The sequence below is a fragment of the Pseudomonas sp. WS 5027 genome (genome assembly GCF_012985695.1).
GTDB classification, from domain to species: domain Bacteria; phylum Pseudomonadota; class Gammaproteobacteria; order Pseudomonadales; family Pseudomonadaceae; genus Aquipseudomonas; species Aquipseudomonas hygromyciniae.
The window spans coordinates 80,332-102,026 of record NZ_JAAQWU010000007.1 but is presented as its reverse complement, the minus strand read 5'-3'; the positions used below and the strand labels follow the sequence as shown (position 1 = coordinate 102,026).

19 protein-coding genes are annotated in these 21,695 nt (G+C 61.3%); 5 read left to right on the top strand and 14 right to left on the bottom strand.

Annotation, left to right across the window (positions count from 1 at the left end):
* The first annotated feature begins 39 nt into the window (after nucleotides 1-39).
* Both HBO09_RS11140 and HBO09_RS11135 read left to right on the top strand, forming a co-directional pair.
* Nucleotides 40-1,143 (top strand): efflux RND transporter periplasmic adaptor subunit, encoded by a 1,104-nt coding sequence (locus HBO09_RS11140; RefSeq protein WP_169996834.1) that lies wholly within the window; start codon nucleotides 40-42, stop codon nucleotides 1,141-1,143.
* 6 nt (nucleotides 1,144-1,149) lie between these two features.
* Nucleotides 1,150-4,215 (top strand): efflux RND transporter permease subunit, encoded by a 3,066-nt coding sequence (locus HBO09_RS11135; protein WP_169996836.1) that lies wholly within the window; start codon nucleotides 1,150-1,152, stop codon nucleotides 4,213-4,215.
* A 433-nt stretch (nucleotides 4,216-4,648) separates the two neighbouring features.
* Here HBO09_RS11135 and HBO09_RS11130 read toward each other — a convergent pair whose 3' ends face one another.
* The 3 genes from HBO09_RS11130 to plsB are packed head-to-tail and all read right to left on the bottom strand — an operon-like array spanning nucleotide 4,649 to nucleotide 8,318.
* Nucleotides 4,649-5,335, bottom strand: a complete 687-nt coding sequence (locus HBO09_RS11130) for a DUF4197 domain-containing protein (protein ID WP_169996838.1) — start codon at nucleotides 5,333-5,335, stop codon at nucleotides 4,649-4,651.
* A 25-nt stretch (nucleotides 5,336-5,360) separates the two neighbouring features.
* The gene (locus HBO09_RS11125; protein WP_169996840.1) at nucleotides 5,361-5,762 is read right to left on the bottom strand and encodes a YbaY family lipoprotein; all 402 of its coding nucleotides are present in this window, start codon (nucleotides 5,760-5,762) and stop codon (nucleotides 5,361-5,363) included.
* Nucleotides 5,763-5,813: 51 nt separating this feature from the next.
* Nucleotides 5,814-8,318 (bottom strand): glycerol-3-phosphate 1-O-acyltransferase PlsB, encoded by a 2,505-nt coding sequence (gene plsB / locus HBO09_RS11120; protein ID WP_169996842.1) that lies wholly within the window; start codon nucleotides 8,316-8,318, stop codon nucleotides 5,814-5,816.
* A 179-nt stretch (nucleotides 8,319-8,497) separates the two neighbouring features.
* On the opposite strand from plsB, the gene HBO09_RS11115 reads away from it, so the two are divergent.
* A complete protein-coding gene (locus HBO09_RS11115) occupies nucleotides 8,498-8,707 on the top strand; it encodes a cold-shock protein (RefSeq protein ID WP_017844724.1) in 210 nt (69 codons plus the stop codon).
* Between the two features lie 162 nt (nucleotides 8,708-8,869).
* Here HBO09_RS11115 and HBO09_RS11110 read toward each other — a convergent pair whose 3' ends face one another.
* The 4 genes from HBO09_RS11110 to HBO09_RS11095 all read right to left on the bottom strand — a co-directional run bounded on the left by HBO09_RS11110 (nucleotide 8,870) and on the right by HBO09_RS11095 (nucleotide 14,107).
* A complete protein-coding gene (locus HBO09_RS11110) occupies nucleotides 8,870-9,247 on the bottom strand; it encodes a hypothetical protein (protein WP_169996844.1) in 378 nt (125 codons plus the stop codon).
* A gap of 73 nt (nucleotides 9,248-9,320) precedes the next feature.
* The gene (locus HBO09_RS11105) at nucleotides 9,321-10,130 is read right to left on the bottom strand and encodes a putative RNA methyltransferase (RefSeq protein WP_169996846.1); all 810 of its coding nucleotides are present in this window, start codon (nucleotides 10,128-10,130) and stop codon (nucleotides 9,321-9,323) included.
* Nucleotides 10,130-11,281 carry a succinyl-diaminopimelate desuccinylase gene (dapE, locus tag HBO09_RS11100; protein WP_169996848.1) on the bottom strand — a complete coding sequence of 384 codons (1,152 nt, stop codon included), beginning with the start codon at nucleotides 11,279-11,281 and terminating at the stop codon, nucleotides 10,130-10,132. Before dapE ends, HBO09_RS11105 begins: the two co-directional genes overlap by 1 nt.
* Before the next feature lie 234 nt (nucleotides 11,282-11,515).
* On the bottom strand, nucleotides 11,516-14,107 hold the full coding sequence (locus HBO09_RS11095; RefSeq protein ID WP_169996850.1) for a glycosyltransferase: 2,592 nt from the start codon (nucleotides 14,105-14,107) through the stop codon (nucleotides 11,516-11,518).
* Between the two features lie 211 nt (nucleotides 14,108-14,318).
* On the opposite strand from HBO09_RS11095, the gene tcdA reads away from it, so the two are divergent.
* Complete coding sequence (tcdA, locus tag HBO09_RS11090) at nucleotides 14,319-15,134, top strand: tRNA cyclic N6-threonylcarbamoyladenosine(37) synthase TcdA (protein WP_169996852.1); 816 nt, start codon at nucleotides 14,319-14,321, stop codon at nucleotides 15,132-15,134.
* A gap of 55 nt (nucleotides 15,135-15,189) precedes the next feature.
* Here the strand turns inward: tcdA and HBO09_RS11085 are convergent, their stop codons facing one another.
* The 6 genes from HBO09_RS11085 to HBO09_RS11060 all read right to left on the bottom strand — a co-directional run bounded on the left by HBO09_RS11085 (nucleotide 15,190) and on the right by HBO09_RS11060 (nucleotide 19,064).
* Nucleotides 15,190-15,603: a SufE family protein gene (locus HBO09_RS11085; protein ID WP_169996854.1), complete on the bottom strand. Its 414-nt coding sequence runs from the start codon at nucleotides 15,601-15,603 to the stop codon at nucleotides 15,190-15,192.
* On the bottom strand, nucleotides 15,600-16,805 hold the full coding sequence (locus tag HBO09_RS11080; RefSeq protein WP_169996856.1) for a cysteine desulfurase: 1,206 nt from the start codon (nucleotides 16,803-16,805) through the stop codon (nucleotides 15,600-15,602). Before HBO09_RS11080 ends, HBO09_RS11085 begins: the two co-directional genes overlap by 4 nt.
* A gap of 70 nt (nucleotides 16,806-16,875) precedes the next feature.
* Nucleotides 16,876-17,910 (bottom strand): 2,3,4,5-tetrahydropyridine-2,6-dicarboxylate N-succinyltransferase, encoded by a 1,035-nt coding sequence (gene dapD / locus HBO09_RS11075; RefSeq protein ID WP_029300118.1) that lies wholly within the window; start codon nucleotides 17,908-17,910, stop codon nucleotides 16,876-16,878.
* Nucleotides 17,911-17,942: 32 nt separating this feature from the next.
* Complete coding sequence (locus HBO09_RS11070; protein WP_070995735.1) at nucleotides 17,943-18,305, bottom strand: ArsC family reductase; 363 nt, start codon at nucleotides 18,303-18,305, stop codon at nucleotides 17,943-17,945.
* Nucleotides 18,306-18,409: 104 nt separating this feature from the next.
* The gene (locus HBO09_RS11065) at nucleotides 18,410-18,712 is read right to left on the bottom strand and encodes an XRE family transcriptional regulator (RefSeq protein WP_070995736.1); all 303 of its coding nucleotides are present in this window, start codon (nucleotides 18,710-18,712) and stop codon (nucleotides 18,410-18,412) included.
* A 10-nt stretch (nucleotides 18,713-18,722) separates the two neighbouring features.
* Nucleotides 18,723-19,064 (bottom strand): type II toxin-antitoxin system RelE/ParE family toxin, encoded by a 342-nt coding sequence (locus tag HBO09_RS11060; protein WP_169996858.1) that lies wholly within the window; start codon nucleotides 19,062-19,064, stop codon nucleotides 18,723-18,725.
* Between the two features lie 192 nt (nucleotides 19,065-19,256).
* Here HBO09_RS11060 and HBO09_RS11055 point away from each other — a divergent pair, with 192 nt between their 5' ends.
* Entirely contained in the window at nucleotides 19,257-20,900 is a 1,644-nt protein-coding gene (locus HBO09_RS11055) for a Na+/H+ antiporter (protein ID WP_169996861.1), read from the top strand.
* On the opposite strand, the gene HBO09_RS11050 is transcribed toward HBO09_RS11055, so the two are convergent.
* On the bottom strand, nucleotides 20,890-21,624 hold the full coding sequence (locus HBO09_RS11050) for a M12 family metallopeptidase (RefSeq protein ID WP_169996863.1): 735 nt from the start codon (nucleotides 21,622-21,624) through the stop codon (nucleotides 20,890-20,892). The genes HBO09_RS11055 and HBO09_RS11050 overlap by 11 nt on opposite strands.
* Nucleotides 21,625-21,695: the final 71 nt, after the last annotated feature.

The following is a 21,695-nucleotide window of genomic DNA, read 5'->3' as shown; positions in this document are numbered from 1 at the left end:
ATAATTATTCCTAGCACCATTTGCGAAAGGTCCTTCAGCATGCGCAGCATTCTCCTGCCCCTCGCGTTGCCTGTCAGCCTGGCTTTCTTGTTGGCTGGCTGTGGCCATGAAGAAGCGGCCCAAACCAGCGTGCGCCCCGCCATGGTGGTGCAGCCACAGCCCTCGGCGCTGGCGATGGACAGCTATCCTGGCGAGGTTCGTGCCCGTTATGAGCCGGACCTGGCGTTTCGCATTGGGGGCAAAGTCAGCCGACGGCTGGTGGAGGAGGGCGAGCGCGTCAAGGCCAACCAGCCGCTGGCAGAGCTCGATCCCCAGGATGTGCGCCTGCAACTGCAGGCCACCCGTGCCCAGGTCACGGCAGCCGAGGCCAACCTGAGCCTGGTACGGGCCGAGCGCGATCGTTACAAGACCCTGATGGATCGTCAGATGGTCAGCCGCTCCCAGTACGACAATTCCGAAAACCTCTACCGCTCAGGTGTCGCCCGCCTGCAACAGATCAAAGCCGAATTCGACGTCGCCAACAACCAGGCCGGCTATGCCGTGCTGCGCGCGCCCCAGGATGGCGTGGTGGCCAAGCGTGCGGTGGAAGTCGGGCAAGTAGTGGCGGCCGGGCAGACCGTGTTTACCCTGGCCACCGATGGCGAGCGTGAAGTGTTGATCAGCTTCCCGGAGCAAAGCTTCGGCCGCTTCAAGGTTGGCCAGCCGGTCTCCGTTGAGTTGTGGAGCCAGCCCGACCAGCGTTTTGATGGGCGCATTCGCGAGCTGTCACCGGCGGCGGACCCCAAGTCGCGCACCTTCGCCGCCCGGGTGGCCTTCAACGCCGGCAAAGTCCCGGCCGAACTGGGGCAGAGCGCACGGGTATTTATTCAGGCTGACGGCGTGATCCCGCTGTCGGTACCGCTCTCTGCCCTCAGCGCAGAGAACGGCGCGTCCTACGTCTGGTTGGTCAAACCGGATAACACCCTCAAGCGCACGGCAGTGCGGATCGGTGCCTTTGGCGAAAAAAGCGTACCGGTGCTAGAGGGCCTGAGTCCTTCCGACTGGGTGATTGCCGCCGGTGTCCATGTGCTCCATGAGGGCCAGCAAGTACGCCCGGTGGATCGCTCCAACCGGGTGGTGAATCTGGCGGCCAACAAGGAGTAGTCCCCGATGGGTTTCAATCTTTCCGAATGGGCGTTGCGTAATCGCCAGATTGTACTGTTCCTGATGTTGCTGCTGGCTGTTGTCGGTACGTTGTCCTACACCAAGCTGGGGCAAAGCGAAGACCCGCCGTTCACCTTCAAGGCCATGGTGATCAAGACCAACTGGCCAGGTGCCACGGCCCAGGAAGTCTCGCGCCAGGTCACCGAGCGTATTGAAAAGAAGCTGATGGAAACCGGCGAGTACGAGCGCATTGTCTCGTTCTCGCGTCCGGGCGAGTCCCAGGTCACGTTTATCGCCCGGGACTCGATGCACTCGGCGCAGATTCCCGACCTCTGGTACCAGGTACGCAAGAAGATCAGCGATATCCGCCAGACCCTGCCACCGGATATCCAAGGCCCGTTCTTCAACGATGAATTCGGTACCACCTTTGGCAATATCTACGCCCTGACCGGCAAGGGTTTTGACTACGCGGTGCTCAAGGACTACGCCGATCGCGTCCAGATCCAGCTGCAACGGGTACCGGATGTGGGCAAGGTCGAGTTGTTGGGGTTGCAGGACGAGAAGATCTGGATCGAGTTGTCCAACCTCAAGCTCGCCACCCTTGGCCTGCCCCTGGCGGCCGTGCAACAGGCTTTGCAGGAGCAGAACGCGGTGTCTACCGCCGGCTTCTTTGAAACCCCGAGCGAGCGCGTGCAACTGCGGGTGTCGGGTAACTTCAAGACGGTGGAGGAGATCCGCAATTTCCCGATCCGCGTGGGCGACCGCACGTTCCGCATCGGCGATGTGGCCGAGATTCACCGTGGCTTCAACGACCCTCCTGCGCCGCGTATGCGCTATATGGGGGATGACGCAATCGGCCTGGCCGTGGCCATGCGCGATGGCGGTGACATCCTGGTACTGGGCAAGGCCCTTGAGGGCGAGTTCGCACGCCTGCAGAAGAACCTTCCCGCAGGCATGGAACTGCGCAAGGTGTCGGATCAACCGGCGGCGGTGAAGACCAGCGTGGGTGAGTTCGTCCAGGTGTTGGCCGAGGCGTTGGCGATTGTATTGCTGGTGAGTTTTTTCTCCCTCGGCGTGCGCACCGGCATGGTGGTGGCCCTGGCGATTCCGCTGGTGCTGGCCATGACCTTTGCCAGCATGTATTACCTGGGCATCGGCTTGCACAAGATCTCTCTGGGCGCTTTGGTCCTGGCCCTGGGCTTGTTGGTGGACGACGCAATCATCGCTGTGGAAATGATGGCGATCAAAATGGAGCAGGGCTACGACCGTCTCAAGGCCGCCAGTTTCGCCTGGACCAGTACGGCGTTTCCGATGCTCACCGGTACGCTGATCACGGCTGCCGGCTTTCTGCCGATTGCCACCGCGCAATCGGGTACGGGCGAATACACCCGTTCGATCTTCCAGGTGGTGACCATCGCGCTGTTGGCGTCTTGGATCGCTGCCGTGGTGTTTGTGCCGTATCTGGGGGAAAAGCTCCTGCCGGACCTGGCGAAGATTCACGCAGCCAAGCACGGTACTGATGGACCGGATCCCTACGGCACGCCGTTCTACCAGCGCGTACGGCGTTGGGTGGAATGGTGCGTGCGCCGCCGCAAGACGGTGATCGTACTGACTGTGCTGCTATTTATCGGCTCGGTGGCGCTGTTCCGTCTTGTCCCGCAACAGTTCTTCCCGGCGTCCGGGCGTCTGGAGCTGATGGTCGACCTGAAACTGGCCGAAGGCGCTTCCCTGAGCAACACTGCCGATCAGGTCAAGCGTCTTGAGGGCTTGCTTAAGGAGCATGCAGGGATCGACAACTATGTGGCTTATGTCGGCACCGGTTCGCCCCGTTTCTACTTGCCGCTGGACCAGCAATTGCCGGCGGCCAGCTTTGCCCAGTTCGTGGTGTTGGCCAAGACTATCGAGGAGCGCGAAACCCTGCGCACCTGGTTGATCGAAACCCTCAACGAGCAATTCCCCGACCTGCGTTCGCGGGTCACGCGCCTGGAGAACGGCCCGCCGGTGGGTTATCCGGTGCAGTTTCGCGTGACCGGCGAGCACATCGAAGAAGTGCGGGCCCTGGCGCGCAAGGTCGCGGCCAAGGTGCGTGAGAATACCCATGTGGTCAACGTGCACCTGGATTGGGAAGAACCGAGCAAGATCGTCTACCTCAATGTCGACCAGGATCGCGCCCGCGCCTTGGGCGTGAGCACTGCCAACCTGTCGAAATTCCTCCAGAGTTCCCTGACCGGCTCCAGCGTCAGTCAATACCGCGAGGACAACGAGTTGATCGAGATCCTGCTGCGCGGCACCGTGCATGAACGCACCGAGCTGTCGTTGCTGCCGAGCCTGGCGGTGCCCACCGACAACGGCGCCAGCGTCGCGCTGTCGCAGATTGCCACCCTGGAGTATGGCTTCGAAGAAGGCATCATCTGGCACCGCAATCGCTTGCCAACGGTGACGGTCCGCGCGGATATCTACGGCAAGGAGCAACCGGCAACCCTGGTCCAGCAGATCTTGCCGACCCTGGCCGAGGTGCGCTCCGAACTGCCGGACGGTTATCTGTTGGACGTAGGCGGCACCGTCGAGGATTCCGCCCGTGGGCAGAACTCGGTGAAGGCCGGCGTGCCGCTGTTCATCGTGGTGGTGCTGACCTTGCTGATGCTGCAACTGCGCAGTTTCTCGCGCACGGCCATGGTGTTCCTGACCGCGCCGCTGGGGCTGATCGGTGTGACGCTGTTCCTGTTGGTGTTCCGCCAGCCGTTCGGCTTTGTGGCCATGTTGGGCACTATCGCGCTGTCGGGGATGATCATGCGCAACTCGGTGATCCTGGTGGATCAGATCGAGCAGGACATCAAGGCCGGCCTGGATCCATGGCAGGCGATTATCGAGGCCACCGTGCGGCGCTTCCGGCCGATTGTGTTGACGGCGCTGGCGGCGGTGCTGGCGATGATCCCGCTGTCGCGCAGCGTGTTCTTCGGGCCGATGGCGGTGGCGATCATGGGGGGCTTGATTGTGGCGACGGCGCTGACCCTGCTGTTTTTGCCAGCGTTGTATGCGGCGTGGTTCCGAGTCAAGCCGAAGTCGGCTTAAGCCTGTGTATAGAGGCTACAAGGTTCAGGAACTGTTTCTTGCGCGCCTGCCACTCAGGGAAACCTGGGATGCAGGTGCCTTTTGCGGCAGCGGGTTCGTTGCGCGCATAGGGCTTCATTGAGCCGTGAGGACTTATCTATGTTTTTGCCTATTCCGATATTACTAAGCCCTTGGTCGCTGTTGGGACTCAAGTCGCTGAAGGCTGGGGGTCAAGGTGGCGGTTGCAAACCTGAGCCTTGCCCGGCGAAACCAGAGCCGTGCCAGGCCAAGCCGCAACCGTGCGGTAATACCGTCAAGTTCGAAGGGAAAATAACCTACGGTCACTGAGGGTGACAGGGCCGGAACACCAGACCGGTTTATGCAGGCCTAAGTTACAAAAACGCCCCGAACATTCGGGGCGTTTTGTTTTGTGCGGCTGGCTGAGCGAAGTGCCCTACAGCGCGCCGAAGACTTTCTTGGCCAGGCTGGTGGCGGCGGCTGCCGGGTTCTGGCGAATGCTTTCTTCCTGTTGGGCGATCATCTTGAACAAACCGTCCAGCGCTTGTTCAGTCACGTAGTTTTCGACGCTGTCGCTCTTGCCACCGAGCAAGCCCATCGGGGCCTTTTTGGCGAGCGCGTTGTACTGCTGGGCGACACCGACCTTGTCTGTGGATTGCTTGACGATCGGCAGGAACTTGGCGCGGATCTGCTCGCGGCTGCTTTTGTCCAGATACTGGGTTGCCGAATCCTGGCCACCGCTGAGGATGCCCTTGGCATCGCTCACGCTCATGTTTTTCACGGCATTCACCAGGATCGGCTGGGCCTGGGTCACGGCGGATTCGGCCGCTTTGTTCATGCTGTCTTCAAGCTGGCTGATTTGATCGCCCATGCCGAGCATTTTCAGGGCGCCGGCGGCTTTTTCCAGCTTGCCTGGCAAGCCGATCTTGACCTCGGGGTTGTTGCTGAAACCACCGGGAACTCCTAGTTGTTTGACGGCAATCTGCGCGCCTTGGGTCAGTGCGTCCTTGAGGCCACCCGTGGCGTCGCCCTGGGACAGGTCACCGAGGGACAGGGCCATGGCGTTGGCACCGAGCAGCAGGCCGGCGCACAGGGCGCTGAGGCGAAGAGAGTTACGGAGCATGGGCGCTTCCTTTTAATCGACTGGATCAGTGGGCAACGGCGTCAACGCGCAGGCGAAGCGGCTGGGGATCCTGGCCGTTCAACTGCACCGAATGGCGCTCGGTGGTGATAAACATTAGCTTGCCATCCAGCTCGATGCGAGCGCTGACCGAATAGCTGTGGCCAGGCTTGACCTGTGCCGGGTCGTAGCTCAGGTGGAAGGGCAGCGGCACCTGGCCGTTGACCGGGCCTTTCTGCTCGGCCAGGGTCACGGCGGGGGCGTCGGCCAGCGAGACGTCCTGCAGGCTGACGCTCAAGGTAGCGGCAGGCGGCAGGGCGATGCGTTGCAGGTAGAACACTTCGCCATCAAGGCTGGCTTTAGGTGCAGGGCTCATCGAGTGGCAGGCTCCCAGCAGGGCGGTCAGGCCCAGGAGAATGATCTTTTTCATGGTGCAGCTCCTTGTCAACGGCGCCAGAAACACCCTGGCGCCCTGGTAAATCTAGCGGGTTTCGTGCGGTTCGGCGTCTGGCGCGGGCGCTTCGTAGTTGCGGTGCAACGCCACCTGGCGGATCGACAAGCGAATTTCCGCGGGCAACACCCGTTTGGCTGCGCCTTCGGCCAACTCGCCGAGCAGATCGTGGTAACTCAACTTGCCGGCTTCATCGCGGCGCAGCACGTCTTGCTCGAGCAGCGTCTGAATAAAATGTCGGAAAAGGCTCTTGTCGAAGAACTCCGGGGCATTCAGTCCATGCAGGATCGACAGGCGCTGGGCCATGACCGTGCACAAGTCTTCCAGCTCTTCGGCGCTGATACTGTTCTGGCCGCTGTTGAGCAGCAGGGAAATGGCCATATAGAAGCGTTGCAGGGTCTGGGCAATGCTCTTGGACAGCAGGGTCAGCAGCACAAAGTTGCGCGAGCTGGGCGCTGGGCGTAGGTAGATGTTGTTTTCAAAGCGCAGCAGGCCTTGTTCCACCAGGGCTTCGAGCCACTGGTCGACTACCGCGTCCAACTCGTCCAGGGACCAGCGGATAAACAACTCCGATTGCAGGTACGGGTAGAGCGCGCGGGTATAACGCAGGATCTGTTCGCGGCTCATGCGCGAGCTGCTCTGGAAGAAACTGGCCAACAGCGCCGGCAGAGCGAAGATATGCAGCACGTTGTTGCGGTAATAGGTCATCAGGACCGCGTTTTGCTCGTCCAAATACAGGATTTTGCCCAGGGCATCGCTCTGTTCCGACAGCAGGTTCATGTCCTTGACGTGCTTGATCAGCGCCTGGCCGTCGCCCTCGGGCAACGTGGTATGGGGCGAGTAGGGCACCCGGCGCAGCAGCGCCAGGTACAGGTCCAGCACCCGTGCCATGGCCTGGTCGTCCAGGGCCAGGCGGCTGGTTGAAAGCAGCGCCAGCGCCACCAGGTTCACCGGGTTGATCGCGGCGGCCTCGTTGAGGTGCTGGGCCACGCGCTCGCCGAGGCGGTTCGTGGTTTCATTGAGCCACGCCGGTTTGTAATTCGGCCCCAGGTCCTGGGCGCGCCAGTCCGGTTGCTCTTTATCGAGAAACTCCGCCAGCTTGATCGGCTCGCCGAAGTTGACCGCCACCTGGCCAAAGCGCTGCTTGAGCGCGCCAATCACCTTGAAAATATCGAAGATCGACTCTTTCTTTTTCGTCGCGCCACGCAATTCGCCCAAGTAGGTGCGGCCTTCCAGCACCCGTTCGTAGCCGATATACACCGGCACAAACACGATGGGCATGCGCGAGGAACGCAGGAAGCTGCGCAGGGTAATCGCCAGCATCCCGGTCTTGGGTTGCAGCATGCGCCCGGTGCGCGAGCGACCGCCCTCGACGAAGTACTCCACCGGGAAGCCCTTGGTGAATAGGGTGTGCAGGTACTCGTTGAATACCGAGGTGTACAGCGGGTTGCCCTTGAACGTGCGGCGCATGAAAAACGCCCCGCCACGGCGTAGCAGGCTGCCGATCACCGGCATATTGAGGTTGATCCCGGCGGCGATGTGCGGTGGGGTCAAGCCATTCTTGAAGAGCAGGTACGACAGCAGCAGGTAGTCGATATGGCTGCGGTGACAGGGCACGTAGATCACTTCGTAGCCCTGGGCGACCTTTTGCACACCTTCGATGTTGTTGACCTTGATCCCGTCGTAGATCTTGTTCCAGAACCAGCTCAGCACCACTTCCAGGAAGCGGATGGCGGTATAGGTGTAGTCCGAAGCGATCTCGTTGCCATAGCGCAGGGCCTGGGCCTTGGCTTTTTCGGCAGTGATGTTCTCGCGCTCGGCCTCGTCGAGGATCGCCTGGCGTACCAGCGGCATGTTCACCAGGCCTTTGACCAGGTTGCGCCGGTGGGACAGGTCGGGGCCGATCACCGCCGTCTTGAGGTTGCGAAAGTGTACCCGCAGGATCCTTTGGGCCATGCGCACCGTACGTTCGTGACCTTTATTGTGCTCGATCAATTCACGCAGGTTGATTGGCGCAGAGAATTGCACACGGGTCTTGCGCCCCAGGATCAGGATGCTCAACAGCCGGCGCAGGCGCCCGGTGACGGCCCAACTGTCGGCAAACAGCAGTTTCCAGGGGCTCGACTCACTGGCCGGCGATTGGCCCCAGAACACGCTGACCGGGATGATCTGCGCGTTTTCCTCGGCATGTTCGGTCAGGGTATTGACCAGGCGCGTCAGGGTCGGCGGCGCGCCGCGCTTGTCCTGGCGGCCGAGCCAGTCCGGGTCGGGCGTGAGGTAGAAAAACGCCGCCGGTTCCATCAACGGACCGACGGACACCGGCAGCACCGGGCGCGGCAAGCCGGCCTTGGTGCACTCGGCATCCACCACGGCCAGTTCGGTCAGGGAGGGCGATTGCAGGACGTAGAACACCGGCCGGCTGCGGTCCAGGTTAAGGGTGAGGGACGACTGATTGATCGTCTCCGAGCGAACCCAGAGGTACAACAGTCGGCGCAAGGTGCCAAATACCAGACGGCGGAACGGGGAGCGGGTCATAGGCGTGCTGCTTTGAGTGGGAAAAACCGAGCAGGCGCTCGGGCGGGTAGTGTGCCGTATTCGCCGAAAATCGGCAAAAAAGCAGCGAAGTAAAGTTGAGTTGATCGTTTTTGAGCCTGTCTTATACTCGGCAGTTCAATGCGACTGACTCAACAATAAAAACCAGTGGGAGCAAACAGATGACAACGCGCGAAACCGGCAATGTGAAGTGGTTCAACGACGCCAAGGGCTATGGTTTTATCCAGCGGGAAGACGGCAAGGATGTGTTTGTGCACTACCGCGCCATCCGCGGTGAAGGCCACCGCTCCCTGGCCGAGGGCCAGCAGGTGGAATACGCCGTGGTGAGCGGCGAGAAGGGCTTGCAGGCTGAGGATGTGGTCGGTCTTTAAAGCAGATTTTTGCAACGCCGCTGAACCCAAGTGGGAGCGGGTTTGTGTGGGAGCTGGCTTGCCTGCGATAGCATCACCGTGGTCTGGCTGATAGACCGAGGTGCCTGTATCGCAGGCAAGCCAGCTCCCACATAAGCCCGCTCCCACACTGACCGGGCTGGATCAGGCAGTTTTCCAGGTGATCTGTTCTTCACCGTCTTCGCTGATGCGGATCCAGGTATCAGCGCTTTCTTCACCTTCCTCTTCGACCCACGTCCCCGGCGCGCAACGCACTTCGACGTTCAGCGCGGCAAAGGCCGCACGGGCGCAGGCGATGTCGTCTTCCCACGGGGTCTGGTCGCTTTCCAGGTACAGGCTGTTCCACTTGCCCACGGCTTTGGGCAGCCAGGTTACGGGTACGTTGCCGGCCTTGCACTTGTAGGTCTGGCCCTTTTGTACCCAATCGGTACACGGACCCAGGGCGGCGCCGAGCCAGGCAGCGATGGCCTTGTAGTCGACGTCGGCGTCCTTGAGGTAAATCTCGATATCGGGTTGGCGCATGGATGTTCCTCGTTGCGGGATTCGAAAATCCATTCGCGGATTCAGGGTGGGCGCAATTGCCCGGAAAAGTCGGTTATTGAAGCACGAAATAGTCGTAGCGCATCGACACGGTGACCAGCAGCGGTTCGGCCTGCTCGATCACCTGGGCGCGCCGCTCGGCACTGGCGCGCCAGCCGTGGGGTGTCATCGCCAGCAGGTTGGCGCGGTCCTTGGGCTCGGCCAGGCTGAGCTTGAACTCCAGGACTTCGCTGTGCTGCAGGCTCATGCCATCCGGCACCAGGGCCAGGTGCTTGTCGTCGGTGTACTCGCGCACTTCGTCGTACAAGCGCTCGCGCAGCTCCATCAGGTGGCCGCTGGTCGGGCCGACCTTCATCAGGCCGCCGCCAGGGCTGAGCAGGCGTTTGGCTTCCTGCCAGTCCAGCGGGCTGAACACGCTGGCGAGGAACTGGCAACTGCCGTCGGCCAGCGGCACACGGGCCATGCTGGCGATCAACCAGGTCAGGGTCGGGTTGCGCTTGCACGCGCGCTTGACCGCTTCCTTGGAGATATCCAGGGCATAGCCATCGGCGCGCAGCAGGGTGTCGGCGATTTGTGCGGTGTAATAACCTTCGCCGCAGCCGATATCCAGCCAGCGCTGGGGTTTGCGTTCCGCCGCCAGTGCCGCCAGGCGCTTGGCCACCGGCGCGTAGTGCCCGGCATTGAGGAAGTCGCGGCGCGCCTCCACCATCGCCAGGTTATCGCCCGGGTCGCGGCTGTTCTTGTGCTGCACCGGCAACAGGTTCAGATAACCCTGGCGGGCCCGGTCGAAACGGTGTCCGGCGGGGCACACCACGCCATTGTCCACCTCATTGAGTGGCGCACTGCAAATGGGGCAGGCGAGCATCAGGCGAGCAACTTGATCAGGGTCTGGTAGTAGATTTCGGTCAGCACATCGAGGTCGCTGGCCAGGATGCGTTCGTTGACCTGATGGATCGTCGCATTGACCGGGCCCAGTTCCACCACTTGGGTACCGAGGGTCGCGATAAAGCGCCCGTCGGACGTGCCACCGCTGGTGGACGCCTTGGTCTCGCGCCCGGTGATGGCCTTGATGCTGGCAGACACCGCATCGAGCAGTGCGCCGGGTTCGGTGAGGAACGGCAGGCCCGACAGCGCCCACTCCACGTGCCAGTCCAGGCCATGTTTGTCGAGAATCGCCGCGACCCGCTGCTGCAGGCCTTCGACGGTGGACTCGGTGGAGAACCGGAAGTTGAACACCGCCGTCAGGTCGCCGGGGATCACGTTGGTGGCGCCGGTGCCGGAGTTGAGGTTGGAAATCTGGAAGCTGGTCGGCGGGAAGAAAGTGTTGCCATCATCCCAATGCTCGGCGGCAAGTTCGGCCAGGGCCGGGGCGGCCAGGTGGATCGGGTTCTTCGCCAGGTGCGGGTAGGCCACGTGGCCTTGCACACCGCGCACGGTCAGGGTCGCGCCGAGGGAGCCACGACGGCCGTTCTTGACCACGTCGCCTACCAGGGTGGTGCTCGACGGTTCGCCGACGATGCACCAGTCCAGGCGCTCCTTGCGTGCCGCCAGGCGCTCGATCACTGCCTTGGTGCCGTGGTGCGCCGGGCCTTCTTCGTCGCTGGTGATCAGGAAGGCTACCGAACCCTTGTGGTCCGGGTAGTCCTGCACAAAGCGTTCGGACGCCACTAGCATTGCGGCCAGGCTGCCTTTCATGTCGGCCGCGCCACGCCCGCACAACATGCCGTGTTCGTCGATCAGCGCGTCGAACGGATCATTCTGCCAGGCCTGCACCGGGCCGGTCGGGACCACGTCGGTGTGGCCGGCGAAGCACAGCACCGGGCCGTCATGCTTGCCGTGGGTGGCCCAGAAGTTATCCACATCTTCGATGCGCATCGGCTCAAGCGCAAAGCCGGCGTCGCCCAGGCGCTGCATCATCAGCTTCTGGCAGTCGGCGTCGATCGGCGTCACCGACGGGCGGCGGATCAAGTCGATAGCGAGTTGGAGGGTCGGCGAAAGGTCGGCGTGGGCCGTCATGGGAAAACTCCGAAGGTGTGTCAGGGCGCAAGACGAGAGTGAAATAGATCCAATGTGGGAGCGGGCTTGCCCGCGATGGCATCACTGCGGTGCAACTGATGCACCGCGGCGCCTGCATCGCGGGCAAGCCCGCTCCCACAAGGGGGGATCAGTGGCTGCCTGAACCCATAAAGGGCCGTTATCTTATAGCAAAACGGCGACCAGAGGCCGCCGTTTAGTGGATTGCGCAAGTTTTTACGCCGCCGTGGCGGGCTCCTCCACCGCTGCCGGTTTAGGCAGTGAGGAGAGGAACGCCATGATCAACGCCGCCACATACGGCAGCGATTGCACCAGCAGCATCACCACCCAGAAGCGCATGTCATTGCTCGGCAAGCCTTGCACCAGGTAAATCCCCAGCGCTGCGCCCCACAACAGCAACATGATGAACATCTCTTCCCGGGCTTCGGAAATCGCTACCCAGAAGCCGTGGTTATCCGCGTTTTTCGGTGTACGAAAGAACGGAATACTGGTGGTGAAGAAACCATACAGCACCGCCTTGGCGATGGTATGTGACAACGCCAACCCGGCCAGGGCCGCGCAGAACGCATCCTTGAGGTTCACGCCAACGGCGCGGCGGTAGAGGAAGATGATCTTGCCGACCTTGAACACGAACAACGCCAACGGCGGGATTGCGAAGATCAGCAACGGCGGGTCGACCCGGGTCGGCACAATGATCATCGCCGCCGACCACAACAAGGCCCCGACGGTGAAGAAGATATTCATGCCATCCGCCACCCACGGCAGCCAGCCCGCGAGGAAGTGATAGCGCTGGCCACGGGTCAGTTCGGTGTCCTTGCCACGCAACAGGCTGGCGGTGTGGCGCTTGATGATCTGGATCGCGCCGTAGGCCCAGCGGAAGCGCTGTTTCTTGAAGTCGATAAAGGTATCGGGCATCAGGCCCTTGCCGTAGCTGGTGTGGTAGTAGGCAGCTGACAGACCTTTCTCGAATACCCGTAGGCCCAGTTCGGCGTCTTCACAGATGCACCAGTCAGCCCAGCCCAGCTCTTCGAGTACCGAGCGGCGGGTCATGGTCATGGTGCCGTGCTGGATGATCGCGTCGCGGTCGTTGCGCGTGACCATGCCGATATGGAAGAAGCCTTTGTATTCGGCGTAGCAGAGCTTCTTGAAGGTGCTTTCGTTCTGGTCGCGGTAATCCTGGGGCGATTGCACCACGGCGATTTTCGGGTCGGCGAAGTGCGGCACCATGTGTTTGAGCCAGTTGGGCGACACGCAGTAGTCCGAGTCGATCACCGCGATCACTTCGGCGTCCTTGGCGGTGTGCGGGATCAAGTAGTTCAGCGCGCCGCCCTTGAAACCGGCCAGGGGCGCGACGTGGAAGAACTTGAAGCGCGGGCCCAGCGTCTCACAGTAGTCGCGCACCGGTTCCCACACGGCCGGGTCTTTGGTGTTGTTGTCGATGATCAGGACTTCGTAGTCCGGATAGTCGAGGGCGGCCAGGGCGTCGAGGGTCTGTTTGACCATCTCTGGCGGCTCGTTGTAGCACGGCACATGGATTGACACTTTGGGGCGGTAGTCCGAATCCCCTTCAACCGGCAGGAATTCACGCCGGCGTTTGTGGGTCCAGACCGCTTCCGCCAGCTCATGGGCCTCGGTCAGCAGCACGATAAACACCCCGAGCGCGCCGAGGGCCAGCAAAAAGCCCACCGTCAGGCTGAACCACGTGCTGTATTGCTGGCTGTAGTCGTAGCCGATCCATACCAGCACCGAGCCACACAGGAACGCGATAAAGGTCAGGAAGGTACGGCCACGCTGGCGCAGGGCCGAGCCGTCGATCATCAGCAGGGTCAGCGACAGCAGGGCCAGCACCACCGAACCGATGGCCAGCACCCGCCATTGCGGGATCGCCACTACCGGGCCTTCAAAATTGAATTTCTGCTGGCGCGCAGCGTTGAACACGCCCCAATAGGCGCCCACCGAGCCTTCGTCACTGGCTTTCCAGGGTTGGTCGAAGGCTTCGATCACGAAGTAGTTGTAGCCCTGGCGGTTCAGTTTGTTGACCAGGGTACGCAGGTAAATGGCCTGGTCGGCAGGGGACGCGTCCGCACCACCGCGCATGCGGCCATTACTCGGCCAGCCGACTTCCGAGAGCAGCAGCGGCTTTTTCGGGAAGGTCTTCTTCAGATCCTTGGCGCGGTCGAGGACGAATTGCCCGGCCTGGGCCATGGGAATATGTTCCCAATACGGCAGGACGTGCGCGGCGATCAGGTCGACATGCTTGCCCAGTTGCGGGTTGTGTTCCCAGATATGCCACTGCTCGGAGGTGGTCACTGGCACTTTGACCGCAGCGCGCACCCGGTCCAGCAGCACAATCAGCTCGTCGGCGGTGATTTCCTTGCGGAAGATCGCCTCGTTGCCGACCACCACACGCACCACACTGCGCGAGCTGTTGGCGATCTCGATGGCGCGCTGGATCTCGCGCTCGTTGCGCTCAAGGTCCGGGCTGATCCAGATCCCCAGGGTCACGCGCAGGCCGAACTCTTCTGCCAGCTTGGGGATATCCCCCAAGGTGCCGTCGACCGAATAGGTACGGATGTTGTCCGTCAGCTTGCTCATGATCGCAAGGTCCTGACGCATCTGTTCGTCGGTCGGGTACTGGTCTTTCTGCGGGTACTGGCCTTGCTGGAACGGCGAGTACGAAAACCCGGAGATCTGCTGTGGCCAGTTGGGAGTAGTGACCGGGCGGTTGATCAGCGCCCAGAAACCGGTGAACAGCGCGGCAATTGCCAGCACTACTACCAGGTTGAGTCCAAATTTACGCGATGACATAGCTGTTTCGGGTTCCAAAGGGTGCGGAACGAAAAGAGGTGTTGGCCTACGCCGAACGGCGCGCATCCTACACTGGCCCTTCCATGAGCGTACAGCAAGCTGGGAAAAACCGGAGTTTAGTCAGCGAAAGCTCTGCTTAGTTCTTTACTTGTAGCTGGAAGCTTCGAACTTGTCGCTGCGTAGTCCATAATGCGCGCCGGTTTTTGGGGTAATGGTCATGAGCACAGAAGATCCACGGTTTGCCGGCGTCGCCCGTTTGTATGGCATTGAAGGCCTGGCACGCTTGAAAGCGGCCCATGTGGCCATCGTCGGCGTGGGCGGTGTCGGTTCGTGGGCGGCGGAAGCCATGGCCCGCTGCGGGGTGGGCGAGATTTCGCTGTTTGACCTGGACGACGTGTGCGTCAGCAACAGCAACCGTCAGTTACACGCCCTGGACAGCACGGTAGGCAAACCCAAGGTCGAAGTGATGGCCGAGCGCCTGCGCGCGATCAACCCCGATTGCACCGTGCACGCAGTGGCAGACTTCGTGACCCGCGACACCATGGCCGAGTACATCACGCCGACGATCGACTGCGTGATCGACTGCATCGATGCGGTCAACGCCAAGGCGGCGCTGATCGCCTGGTGCAAGCGGCGCAAGATCCAGATCATCACCACCGGCGGCGCCGGCGGGCAGATTGACCCGACGCTGATCCAGGTGTGCGACCTGAACCGCACCTTCAACGATCCGCTGGCCTCGAAAGTGCGCTCCACCTTGCGTCGCGACTACGGATTTTCACGCACCGTGACTCGGCATTACAGCGTGCCTTGCGTGTTCTCCACCGAACAGCTGCGTTATCCCAAGCCCGATGGCAGCATCTGTTTGCAGAAGAGTTTTGTGGGGGATGGCGTAAAGCTGGACTGCGCGGGTGGGTTTGGCGCGGTGATGATGGTGACGGCGACGTTTGGCATGGTGGCGGCGACCAAGGCGGTGGACAAGATCGTGGCCGGGGTGCGCAGGCCGTCGGAGCGGGCCAAGCCTGCCTGAGTCTCTCTGCGGGACATACATCAAAATATGGGAGCGGGCTTGCCCGCTCCTACAGTTAGTTTTGTGTATGGCTCAAGTCGCGCATGCGCTGCAGGACTGCGTTCAGGCCATTGCTGCGCGACGGTGACAACTGGCGAGAAAGCCCTAACTGGCTGAACCAGTCAGGCAGGTCGACCGCCTGTAACTCGGCCGCCGACAGCCCATTGACCCGCGCCAGCAACAACGCCACCAACCCGCGAATCAAGCGCGCGTCGCTGCTGGCGGCAAACTGCCAGTGGCCCTCGTGCAAGCGCCCCACCAGCCACACCAGGCTTTCACAGCCCTGTACCAGGTTGGCGTCGACCTTGTCCTCGAGCGCCAACGCCGGCAGCCGCTCGCCCCATTGCATCAGCAGGCGGGCGCGTTGCTCCCAACTGCCGACGGCCTGAAAGGCTTGCAGCGCGGCCAGTGCATCCGCCGGCAAGCTCATCGCAACATATCCAGGGCCTGGTCCAGCGCTTCAAAAAAGCGCTCCAGATCATCGGAGTCGTTGTACAGGGCCAGGGAAACCCGGATCGCGCCGGATAAATGCAGGCTCTTGAGCAAGGGCATTGCGCAGTGATGGCCGGCGCGTACCGCGATGCCTTGCTCGGTCAGCAGGTGGGCGAGGTCGGCGTTGTGCACGCCGTCCACTACGAAGCTGGCCAGGGCCACCTGTGGCGAGCCCAACAGGCGCACGCCATTGCGTGCCCGCAAGCCGCGCAATAGATAGTCATGCAGCGCCGCTTCATGGGCGAGCACCGCCGGTTGATCCAGGGAACTGAGGTAATCGAGGGTCGCCCCCAGGCCAATCACCCCGGCAATCGGCGGGGTGCCCGCTTCGAAACCCAGGGGCGCAGGGCGAAAGCTGGCGCTGTGGTAGTCCGCCTGTTGCACCATCTCGCCGCCAAACTGCCAGTGGCGTAGCAGATGCAGGGCTTCGGTGCGGCCGTAAAGCACGCCGACACCGTCCGGACCGTAGAGCTTGTGGCTGGAAAACACGTAGAAGTCGCAGCCCAGGGTCTGCACGTCATGGCGCCCGTGGACGATGCCCTGTGCGCCATCCACCACGGTCAAGGCGTCGTGGGCCTTGGCCAATGCCAGCAACTGCGGCAAAGGCTGCCAGGCGCCCAGCACGTTGGACAACTGGCTCACCGCCAGCAACCGGGTGCGTGGCCCGATCATCGCGGCGGCGGCTTGCAGGTCGATCAAGCCGGCGTCGTCGAGGGGCAACACCACAAGCGTGAGCTCGCGGCGTTTGGCCAACTGCTGCCAGGGCAACAGGTTGGCGTGATGTTCCAGGGCGCTGATGACAATCTCATCGCCCGGGTTGAAAAGGTGCTCAAGGCCATAGGCCAGGAGGTTCAGCGCTGAAGTGGCGCCGTGGGTGAAGATGATCTGCCCGCTATCACCTGCGTTGAGCCATTGCGCCACTTTGCTGCGACTGTCCTCGAACGCCTGGGTCGCATGGGCGCCCGGCAAATGCTGGGCACGGTGCACATTGGCTGCGCCATTGGCGTAGTAATGGCTGAGGGCGTCCAGCAGGGCTTGAGGTTTTTGCGTGGTGGCGGCGTTGTCCAGATAGGTCTGGTCTTGCCGTTGCAAGGTAGCGATGGCCGGGAAATCGGCGCGCCAGGGCGAAGGCACAAGCATGGGGTTCAAGACTCATATGAACCGGCCGCGCTGAACAGCGCGGCCGGTTCCGGTGGCATCGAGTCGCTGCTTAGTTGTGAGCGTGCAGCGCTGCGTTCAGTTCGATGGCCGACTTGTGGGTTTTGCACTCCACGGCACCGGTCTCGGAGTTGCGGCGGAACAGCAGGTCCGGCTGGCCAGCCAGTTCACGGGCCTTGACCACCTTGACCAGTTGGTTCTGCTCATCGAGCAGTGCCACTTTGGTGCCAGCGGTCACGTACAGGCCCGATTCCACGGTGTTGCGATCACCCAGCGGGATGCCGATACCGGCGTTGGCGCCGATCAGGCAGCCTTCGCCCACCTTGATCACAATGTTGCCACCGCCCGACAGGGTGCCCATGGTGGAGCAACCGCCGCCCAGGTCCGAACCCTTGCCAACGAAGACGCCCGCCGATACACGGCCTTCGATCATGCCCGGGCCTTCGGTGCCCGCGTTGAAGTTGATGAAACCTTCGTGCATCACGGTGGTGCCTTCGCCTACATAGGCACCCAGGCGCAAGCGCGCTGCATCGGCGATACGCACGCCGGCCGGCACCACGTAGTCGGTCATTTTCGGGAACTTGTCCACCGAGAACACTTCCAGCAGTTCGCCACGCAGGCGCGCTTCCAACTGGCGCTCGGCCAGCTCGCCGATGTCGATCGCACCCTGGCTGGTCCAGGCCACGTTCGGCAGTTGCGGGAACACACCGGCCAGGCTCAGGCCATGGGGCTTGACCAGGCGGTGGGACAGCAGATGCAGCTTGAGGTAGGCCTCTGGGGTGGAGGTCAATGCCGCGTCCTCGGCCAGCAGCGTGGCGACCAACGGCTTGTGGCTTTCGGCCAGGCGGGTCAGCAGGGCGGCTTGGGTGGCATCTACATTTTTCAGTGCATCAACCAGCTGCGAGGCTTGGGCAATGGTGAACGTGATGGCCTGGTTACCTTCGGTGTAACCGAGGATGGGCGCGATGGCGGCAACGATCTCTGCCGAAGGGTTGAGCAATGGCTGCGCGTAAAACACTTCCAGCCAAGCACCTTGGCGGTTCTGGGTGCCGACGCCGAAGCCCAGGCTGAACAGGGAATTGGACATGCTGTTACCTCTACAAAAATGAAGTGGCTGGCCTACTTGAGGGCCGCCGAATAACTATCTGGCTTGAAGCCAATCAGGGTTCTGTCACCGAGATCGAGCACCGGGCGCTTGATCATCGAGGGTTGTGCGAGCATCAGTTCAATCGCTTTCGCCTGGTCGAGATCGGCTTTCTGTTCGTCTTCGAGTTTGCGAAAGGTCGTGCCTGCACGGTTCAAAACCACTTGCCAACCGTGCTCGTTGCACCATTGGGTCAAGTGTTCGCGGTCGATACCGGCCGTCTTGTAGTCATGAAACGTATAGCTGATGGCATTTTCATCGAGCCAGGTACGCGCCTTTTTCATGGTGTCGCAGGCTTTGATGCCGAAAATCTGTAACTGCTTGTTTTTATTGGGCATATTTCATTCCTAAAAATCTCCCCAATAGGGTCGCAAAAATTCAGCCAAGGATTATGCCACGTAGAGCCCCTGCGCGCAGGCTACCCGACCCAAAGGTGGGCAAGTCATGCGTGGGCTGCTTGATCCTCTGGAACCAGGCGGATTTCCACGCGTTGGCCCAGGGCCCTAGCAGCGCTGGCTAAAGTGGCGAGGGTCATGCCTGAGTCATTTTGATCAAGTGCGCGGTCCACGGCGGTTCTGCTGGTATGCATCCGCTCTGCAAGCGCTTTTTTGCTGACTCGCTGGTGCTTCATCGCCTGCGCAATCTGCCACGCGATGACACGTTTGAGGGCGGCTGCGCAGACTTCTTCACCGAGCCCTTGCTCGGCGAGGAAATCATCGAAGTCAGAACCGATATGTTTGTTCATGTGTTGTACCTCATAGCCTTGCCTTGCGCTTCTTGGCGGTTGCCATGTCGTGCACCGGTGTCTTTTGGCTTTTCTTGATGAAACCGTGGAGTAGCACCATGTTGCTGTCGACCACCGTGAAGATAATGCGGGCGATGGTGTCCTCCAGATCAACCCTGACTTCCCACAGCCCGGAATCGAGCTTTCGCACTACGGGCATGCCGATTGGCCACCCCAGTTGCACGGTTTTTATTTCAATCCCAATGAGTCGCCGGTGTTCACGGGGCAGGTCGGTCAGCCATTCACGTACCGGCTCGTTACCTGCGTCAGTGCGAAAAAAGCTCACATGTAAAGTGAGTGAGTTTTTACTCATGTACTGGAGTGTACCTAAAATGGTGCATATTTCAATGTGTCGCTCTACAGTCCGCCAGCCATTGGTCCGAGTCCTGGCTGCGACTTATGTGCAACGGTCAGCCAGCAGCATAGGCAGCTAATATGGCACTTCAAAGGCGCGTTGGTGCCTCAAGTGTTTCATTGCAAGTCGATTGTCCGGGAACCCCGCTTTATGCAAACCGCCTACACCGTTCTTATCCTGCTGATGCTGGTCAGCGTTTCGCGTCTGGTCGGGCGTGTCATTCCCTTGCCGTTGCCTTTGGTGCAGATTGCTGCCGGCGCCTTGCTGGCGTGGCCGACCCTGGGATTGCATGTGGCCCTGGACCCGGAGTTGTTTCTATTCCTGTTCCTGCCGCCGCTGCTGTTCTCCGATGGCTGGCGCATGCCCAAGCGCGAACTGTGGCGCCTGCGCGGGCCGATCCTGACGTTGGCGGTGGGGCTGGTGCTGTTTACCGTGGTGGGCGCTGGTTACTTTATCCATTGGTTGCTGCCGAGCATTCCCCTGCCTGTGGCCTTCGCCCTGGCGGCCGTTCTATCGCCGACGGATGCGGTGGCGGTGTCGGCGATTTCCCAGAACCGTCTGCCCACGCCCCTGATGCATATGCTTCAGGGCGAGGCATTGATGAACGATGCGTCGGGCCTGGTGACGTTCAAGTTCGCCCTTGTGGCGGCGTTGACCGGGGTGTTTTCCCTGGCCGATGCCAGCCTGACGTTTGTGCTGGTGGCGCTCGGTGGCCTGGCCATCGGTGTGGCTTTGAGCTGGCTGGTGGGGCGCCTGCGGGCCTGGATGATTGCCCGGGGCTGGGATGACCCGGCCACTCATGTGGTGTTTATGTTGCTGCTGCCGTTTGCTGCTTATGTGCTGGCTGAGCGCCTGGGGGCGTCGGGCATTTTGTCGGCGGTAGCGGCGGGCATGATGCAAAGCTGGCTGGACCTGCTGCCACGCCAGACCAGTACGCGCTTGCTCAATCGCAGTGTGTGGTCGCTGCTGGAGTTTGCCTTCAACGGTTTGATCTTCCTGCTGCTGGGCCTGCAATTGCCGGACATCATCAAGGCGGTGACCAGTCACGAAGCGACGCTGTGGCCGACCTTGTTCTATCGCGTCCTGGACGTGATCGCGATCTTCCTGGTGTTGCTGGTACTGCGGTTTATCTGGGTACAGAGTATTTGGCGCCTGTCTGGTCTGCTGCGGCGCCTGCGCGGTAAAAGCGAGCTGACACTGGTGCCAACCGCCCGTTCCTGCTGGTTGTTGACCGTCGGCGGTGTACGCGGGGCGGTGACCTTGGCCGGCGTGATGTCAGTACCGTTGCTGATGGCGCCCGGCCAGGCGTTTCCGGAGCGTGATCTGCTGATCTTTATCGCCGCCGGGGTGATCCTGCTGTCATTGGTGGCCGCCTGCATTGCCTTGCCGCTGTTGCTACGGGGGATTGAGAAAAGCCCGGATGACAAGCGTCGCGGTGAGGTGCGCGATGCCTGGAAGAAAACCGCCGAGGCGGCGATTCATGCCCTGGAGGCGGAGGAGGCCGCCGACGTGGCGCCCTTGGACGCGGCGCAGGCCGCACTGGCGACGGAGCTCAAGGCACGGATCATGTCGGAATATCGCCATCAACTGGAGGTGTTCAATGACTCGGCTGAAGCCCAGGCATTGGCGCTGCAGATGGATCAGCTTGAGCGCAAGTTGAGGCTCAAGGCTCTGCGAGCGCAGCGGCTGGAGCTATATAGCCTGAGCCGCCACCACCAGATTGGCGACGATGTGCTGCGCGAAGTGCTGGCGGATCTGGATATGAGTGAGGCGAACCTGGGGCTCAAGAAGTAGCGGGAGCTGCTTTTGGGTAGGCCTTGTTTGCCCAGGCGATGTCCCCATCGCTCAGGGACCAGGTTTCAGATTGGCCCCAGCCTCCATGGGTTAATTTGTAGCTGATTTCATAGTGCATGACCGAGTCACCATCGTAAGGCATGAAGTCGTATTGGCTGGAGCGGGGTAGAGGGAGCACATTACTTTGTACCTGTTCACGGTCCAGCCCGGCGATACGGTTGTAGTCTTCAAACACCTTGTCCATATTCCAGGGAATATGGGCATCGGGGTGTTGATGGGCGTGACAGGCGCCGAGCATATGGCCGAACTCATGCATTACCACGTAGGCGAATCGGGGGTGCGTATGGTCCCTTGGCAATGACATGGTCGGACTGGTAGGAGGCTTGACGAGTGCTCTTGTCCCTATGGTTGATCTACCCTCTGAGACGTCGTTCACGTTCTGTGTAATGCGAACGTCACCTTCTTCTCCTGATACGAACTCGAACTTGAGATTGATGTGGGGCAGCCATGCGCTGGCGGCGCTTTTGACGGCCTCTACGTATTCATCGTCCATTTCGTAGTCATACATGGCTATTTTTATCGTGCTGTGTTGGGGCCAGTATGTGGCGGGTTCGCCAATGTTGCGTCGGCTTCTGGAAAGGGGTTGTGCCGAATCGGTAGCATTTTCGACGGATGAGGCAGCAGGCGGGTAGTGGAACGCGGTTGGCAGGGTGGTGTTTATCATGTGGTCTTTCCTATGACGTATGAGGACGAATGTATGGATTCATTCGTCCAAATCGCTGGAAAGTTTCATTC

Bases quoted from the DNA above. Each gene is read 5' to 3' on its own strand.
- HBO09_RS11140 (WP_169996834.1), top strand. From the start codon at position 40: ATGCGCAGCATTCTCCTGCCCCTCGCGTTGCCTGTCAGCCTGGCTTTC.
- HBO09_RS11135 (WP_169996836.1), top strand. From the start codon at position 1,150: ATGGGTTTCAATCTTTCCGAATGGGCGTTGCGTAATCGCCAGATTGTA.
- HBO09_RS11130 (WP_169996838.1), bottom strand. From the start codon at position 5,335: ATGCTCCGTAACTCTCTTCGCCTCAGCGCCCTGTGCGCCGGCCTGCTG.
- HBO09_RS11125 (WP_169996840.1), bottom strand. From the start codon at position 5,762: ATGAAAAAGATCATTCTCCTGGGCCTGACCGCCCTGCTGGGAGCCTGC.
- plsB (WP_169996842.1), bottom strand. From the start codon at position 8,318: ATGACCCGCTCCCCGTTCCGCCGTCTGGTATTTGGCACCTTGCGCCGA.
- HBO09_RS11115 (WP_017844724.1), top strand. From the start codon at position 8,498: ATGACAACGCGCGAAACCGGCAATGTGAAGTGGTTCAACGACGCCAAG.
- HBO09_RS11110 (WP_169996844.1), bottom strand. From the start codon at position 9,247: ATGCGCCAACCCGATATCGAGATTTACCTCAAGGACGCCGACGTCGAC.
- HBO09_RS11105 (WP_169996846.1), bottom strand. From the start codon at position 10,130: ATGCTCGCCTGCCCCATTTGCAGTGCGCCACTCAATGAGGTGGACAAT.
- dapE (WP_169996848.1), bottom strand. From the start codon at position 11,281: ATGACGGCCCACGCCGACCTTTCGCCGACCCTCCAACTCGCTATCGAC.
- HBO09_RS11095 (WP_169996850.1), bottom strand. From the start codon at position 14,107: ATGTCATCGCGTAAATTTGGACTCAACCTGGTAGTAGTGCTGGCAATT.
- tcdA (WP_169996852.1), top strand. From the start codon at position 14,319: ATGGTCATGAGCACAGAAGATCCACGGTTTGCCGGCGTCGCCCGTTTG.
- HBO09_RS11085 (WP_169996854.1), bottom strand. From the start codon at position 15,603: ATGAGCTTGCCGGCGGATGCACTGGCCGCGCTGCAAGCCTTTCAGGCC.
- HBO09_RS11080 (WP_169996856.1), bottom strand. From the start codon at position 16,805: ATGCTTGTGCCTTCGCCCTGGCGCGCCGATTTCCCGGCCATCGCTACC.
- dapD (WP_029300118.1), bottom strand. From the start codon at position 17,910: ATGTCCAATTCCCTGTTCAGCCTGGGCTTCGGCGTCGGCACCCAGAAC.
- HBO09_RS11070 (WP_070995735.1), bottom strand. From the start codon at position 18,305: ATGCCCAATAAAAACAAGCAGTTACAGATTTTCGGCATCAAAGCCTGC.
- HBO09_RS11065 (WP_070995736.1), bottom strand. From the start codon at position 18,712: ATGAACAAACATATCGGTTCTGACTTCGATGATTTCCTCGCCGAGCAA.
- HBO09_RS11060 (WP_169996858.1), bottom strand. From the start codon at position 19,064: ATGAGTAAAAACTCACTCACTTTACATGTGAGCTTTTTTCGCACTGAC.
- HBO09_RS11055 (WP_169996861.1), top strand. From the start codon at position 19,257: ATGCAAACCGCCTACACCGTTCTTATCCTGCTGATGCTGGTCAGCGTT.
- HBO09_RS11050 (WP_169996863.1), bottom strand. From the start codon at position 21,624: ATGATAAACACCACCCTGCCAACCGCGTTCCACTACCCGCCTGCTGCC.